Source organism: Comamonas sp. (genome assembly GCF_036666375.1).
Taxonomy (GTDB): Bacteria; Pseudomonadota; Gammaproteobacteria; order Burkholderiales; family Burkholderiaceae_C; genus Comamonas.
The window spans coordinates 1-4,485 of the sequence record NZ_JAVWWA010000132.1; the positions used below are offsets into that span (position 1 = coordinate 1).

Here is a 4,485-nt window from a genome sequence, read left to right on the forward strand (position 1 = left end):
CTGCATGCGGGGGAACGAAAAATGGGTGCCTTGCGGCACCCATTTTTTTCATCTGGCTGGGAGCGGAATCAACCGCTGTCAGCACACCCCATCACTGGTCCAGCGCGATGCGGTAGATGCCGTAGCTGCCGGTGCCGCCGTTGACGCCGGTGTCGTCCGCCCGGTCCACGCTGATGTTGGCCAGGCCGGCGGCCTGGGCCACGGCCAGCTCGTTCGGCGCCGACTTGAACAGCACCTTGCCCGCGGTCGCGACCTTGGTGAAGCGCCAGCTGCTGGTGGCGCCGTTGGCGGCGCGGGTGATGGTCTTCTTGGCCTTGACGTAGTTCAGCACCACTTCGCGGTTGGCATCGGGCGCGGCCCAGACGATGTCGAAGGCCTTGCCCGTGCCCAGGATGAACGGCGCGCTGCTGTTGGCACGGTAGTTGTTGGTGGCGACGATGAACTGCTGCGCGTTGTCCATGGGCTGGCCCTTGTAGCGCAGGTTCCTGATGCGTTCGCCGCCCTTGGCTGGGTCGTTGACGTTGTACTTGGGCTGGGTCACGTCGATCTCGTAGCTGATGTCCGCCGTGGTGAACACATCGAAGTTGTAGCCGGGGAAGGACGCGCCGGGCTGCACGCCGGTCTTGCTGTCATTGATCAGCCACTGGTCTTCGACCTTCTTCGGGTCGATCTGGTTGAAGCGGTTGGCCGCGTTCTCCAGCCACTGCTTGATCTGCGCGCCCGTGACCTTCACCGCATGGATGGTGTTGTTGTCGTACAGGTACAGATCGGCCGCCGCCGAGACGGTCATGGTGCCGGCCGCGACGTTGGTGAAGTCGTCGGCGCTGGAGTAACCGGCCTTGAAGGGCGCGGTCACCGACAGCACGGGAAGGCTCGCGTACTGGGGCAGACTGGTCTTCACGTAGTTGGCCACATACTCCTGCTGCGCCTGGTTGACGATCTGCAGCGCACCCACATTGCCCACGTCGGCGAACATCGAGCTCAGGCGGAAGTCGCTGGAGCCTATGGGCGAGGCGACGTAGGCGCGCGTCTTGTTGTGCACCTCATCGACGGCGGCGATCACGGCCGGGTCGGAGTCCACATAGACAGTCTTGCCGGCCGCATCCTTGGAGTCTATGGTGCGCACCTGCACGTCGGTCCTGGCGCTGTCCACCGACCATTTCTTGCCCGCGCCATCCCACTTGAGCGCGTAGTTGATGATGCCCAGGCCCTTGCCCCAGGAACTGGCCATGACTGCCGGCACGCCGTTGACCGTGCCCTTGGCGTTGTCGGCGCCCGCGAACTTGTAGGCCGGGCTCGCGCCGCGGTCGGGGAAGGTGTTGTGCTCGTGACCCATCACGATGCCGTCGATGCCCGGCACGTCCTTGGTGATGTAGTAGCCGGGGTTTTCCATGTTGGCGAAGTAGCCGCTGGCGCTCATGCCGCCGTGCAGCAGCACGAACACCAGGTCGGCGCCCTTGGCGCGCACTTCGGGCACATATTTGGCCGCGGTGTCGCGCCCGTCCTGCGTGCTGACCTTGCCTTCGAGCTTGTCCTTGTCCCAGTTCAGGATGCCGGGCGTGGTGATGCCGATCACGCCGATCCTGATCGGCAGCGTGACGGCCTTGCCGTCGGCCTGGGTCGCGCTGACATTGCGCTCGAGGATCACGTAGGGATCGACCAGCGGCTTGTTGCTCTTGAGGCTGGTGACGTTGGCCGTCACGATGGGAAAGCCCGGCCCCTTGTCCTTGGAGCCGATCTTCGGGTCCACGCCCGCGACATCCAGCCCGCCGCCCAGGATCTGGCTCAGATAGGGCAGGCCAAAGTTGAACTCGTGGTTGCCGAGCACGCCCGCATCGTATTTGAGCGTGGCCATGGCCTTGTACATCGACAGCTGCTGCGTCGCGGGCAGCGGCGCGACCTGGGCCTCGTAGGTGCCCAGCACCGTGCCCTGGATGGTGTCGCCGTTGTCCACCAGCAGCGTGTTGGCGAATTCGCTGCGCGCCTTGCGGATCAGCGTGGCGGTGCGCTCCAGGCCCACGGCCTTGTCTTCCTTGTCCGAGTAGTAGTTGAAGCTGCGCGCGTAGTAGTGCAGGTCGGTCGTCTCCAGCAGCGCCAGCTGGGCCGTGGCATTCTGTGCCACAGGCTCGGGTGTGGGCGCGGGAGTGTCGTTGTCGCTGCCGCCGCAGGCTGTCAGCGCGAGCGTGGCTGTCAGCGCCAACAGGGTCGGCAAGCGGCGGCCGTGCTGGTCGCGCAAACCCGGTACGTTAAGGGACATGGAAAGGCCTCGTGGATGGTAATGCAGGAAGGGGCGAAATCCATCGCAATGATGGCGCCCCACAGCGTGCCGGCCATGCCAGTCAAGCGCTGCATTCCCATTGTTGTGACCAAGATTGACGGGCGTGTGACGGATCCGCGGCAGGGGCGCAATCAGTGCCGTGCGGGATGGGCGCTGGCCGCCGCGCGGAAGCTGCGCCGGTAGGCCATGGGCGAGGTCTGGAGCTGGCGGGCAAAGTGCTGGCGCAGCGACAGCGTCGTGCCGAAGCCCACCGCGGTCGCCAGCTGCTCCATAGGCATGTCGGTGGTTTCCAGCAGTTGCTGCGCCCGGCCTATGCGTTCGGCCACCAGCCACTTGTGCACCGTGGTGCCCGTGGCTTCGCGAAAGCGCCGGGTGAACGTGCGCCGGCTCATTTTGGCGACATCGGCCAGCTGGTCCAGCGAAAGCGCCGTTGCAAGATGCTCGCGCGCCCACTCCAGCACCCCCGGCAGGCGGTTGTCGCTGGCGCGCGCGGCCACCGGCTGCTCGATGTACTGGGCCTGGCCGCCCTGCCGGTGCGCGGGCGTCACCAGCAGTCGCGCCACGCGGTTGGCCACATCGGCGCCGTGGCGCTGGCGCACGAGATGCAGGCAGCAGTCCACGGCGGCCACTGTTCCCGCGGAAGTGATGACCTGGCCGTCATCGACATACAGCACGTCGGGAAGAAAGTGCGCCAGGGGAAACCGCCGCGAAAACAGTTCGCGGCAGGCCCAGTGCGTCGTCGCGCGGCGCCCGTCCAGCAAGCCCGCATCGCCGAGCACGAAAGCGCCAAGGCACAGGCCCGCCACCTGGGCGCCGCGGTCATGGGCCTGGCGCAGCGCGAGCGACAGCGCGGCCGGGGCAACTTCCTGCGCATGACGCCAGGACGGGACGATGACCAGGTCGGCGTCCCGCATCGCGTCCAGCCCGCCTGGAACATCGATTTCCATGCCCTGATCGCAGCGCACGCGCCCGGCCACGGGCGCGCAGTAGCGCACCTCATAGAGCGGCAGTCCGCTGGATGGGGCGGCGGCGCCGAACACCATGGCTGGAACCGAGAGGTGGAAAAGGCTCACACCTTCGAAAGCCAGCACGGCAACGCGGATCGGGGGCATGGGGAGGGGAGGCAAGGGCGTGGCGAGTTTGGCCCGATTCTATTCATTTATGTCATTCGGGCCAATGGCGCAAAGCAACAGCGATTCGCACAATGGGAGCGAACGTCATGCGACGCTTCGTCCAACCGTCAACAAGGGGAAATCCATGAGCCAACGCGCCATCATCGTCGTCGACCTGCAAAACGAATATCTGCCCGGCGGCAAGCTGCCGCTTGTCGGCCTGGACAAGGCGCTGGCCAACGCCGCGCGCATCATTGCCGCGGCCCGCGCCAAGGGCGAGCTGCTGATCCATGTGCGGCACGAAATGGCCAAGCCGGATGCGCCGATCTTCACGCCGGGCAGCGACGGCGTGCAGATCATTGCCGCGGTCGCTCCCGCGCCTGGAGAGACCGTGGTCGTCAAGAACTACCCCAACGCGTTTCGCGCCACCGATCTGAAGCCCATGCTCGACCGGCAGCACATCAACCAGGTGGTGGTGCTAGGCGCGATGAGCCATATGTGCATCGAGGCCACCAGCCGCGCCGCGGCCGACTTCGGCTATGGCGTCAGCGTGGTGCACGATGCCTGCGCGACCCGGGATCTGGAGTTCGCCGGCACCCAGGTGCCCGCGGCCCAGGTGCATGCGGCGTCCATGGCCGCACTGGCTTTTTCCTATGCAACGCTGATCGACAGCGACGCATTCCTGGCCTGAGTTGCCTGCCAGCTGGCTAAGCGAACGCCAGTCTCTGCCGCTTGAGTGCAGCGCGGTCGATGCTGGCAGCCAGCAGGCCCATGTCTGCGCTGCATGCACCCATTGCGGTGAAGTGCCCGGCCCACTGATCGACGACGGCCACCACCTGCTGCATCAACTCCACGGCCCTGGGTGGCGTGCTCTATGAGCGGAGTGTCCACCGCGTCGTCGAGCTCGCTGAACTTGATGACGCATTGGCCTTTATCCGTTTGCAGCAAGGCCTTGGGCCGCGCACCGCCGAGGGTGACGTCCGGCTGTATGAGGCGCGGCATCAGAAGGGCCGCCAAGCCTGATGCTGTGCTTGACGAAGCCTGGTCAGACTGCCGGGTTGCGCTTGCCAATGACTTGCGCACCTCACATATTGC

General features: G+C 65.9%; 3 protein-coding genes. 1 reads left to right on the top strand and 2 read right to left on the bottom strand.

The genetic code is table 11. The features are described 5' to 3' along the window. Nucleotides 1-91 precede the first annotated feature (91 nt). Together RR928_RS22095 and RR928_RS22100 are read right to left on the bottom strand one after the other, a co-directional pair. Entirely contained in the window at nucleotides 92-2,257 is a 2,166-nt protein-coding gene (locus RR928_RS22095; protein ID WP_332549869.1) for a bifunctional 2',3'-cyclic-nucleotide 2'-phosphodiesterase/3'-nucleotidase, read from the bottom strand. A 152-nt stretch (nucleotides 2,258-2,409) separates the two neighbouring features. Beyond that, nucleotides 2,410-3,390: a GlxA family transcriptional regulator gene (locus RR928_RS22100; RefSeq protein WP_332539865.1), complete on the bottom strand. Its 981-nt coding sequence runs from the start codon at nucleotides 3,388-3,390 to the stop codon at nucleotides 2,410-2,412. Between the two features lie 145 nt (nucleotides 3,391-3,535). On the opposite strand from RR928_RS22100, the gene RR928_RS22105 reads away from it, so the two are divergent. Then, nucleotides 3,536-4,081: a cysteine hydrolase family protein gene (locus RR928_RS22105; RefSeq protein ID WP_332539863.1), complete on the top strand. Its 546-nt coding sequence runs from the start codon at nucleotides 3,536-3,538 to the stop codon at nucleotides 4,079-4,081. Nucleotides 4,082-4,485 lie beyond the last annotated feature (404 nt).

Bases quoted from the DNA above. Each gene is read 5' to 3' on its own strand.
- RR928_RS22100 (WP_332539865.1), bottom strand. From the start codon at position 3,390: ATGCCCCCGATCCGCGTTGCCGTGCTGGCTTTCGAAGGTGTGAGCCTT.
- RR928_RS22095 (WP_332549869.1), bottom strand. From the start codon at position 2,257: ATGTCCCTTAACGTACCGGGTTTGCGCGACCAGCACGGCCGCCGCTTG.
- RR928_RS22105 (WP_332539863.1), top strand. From the start codon at position 3,536: ATGAGCCAACGCGCCATCATCGTCGTCGACCTGCAAAACGAATATCTG.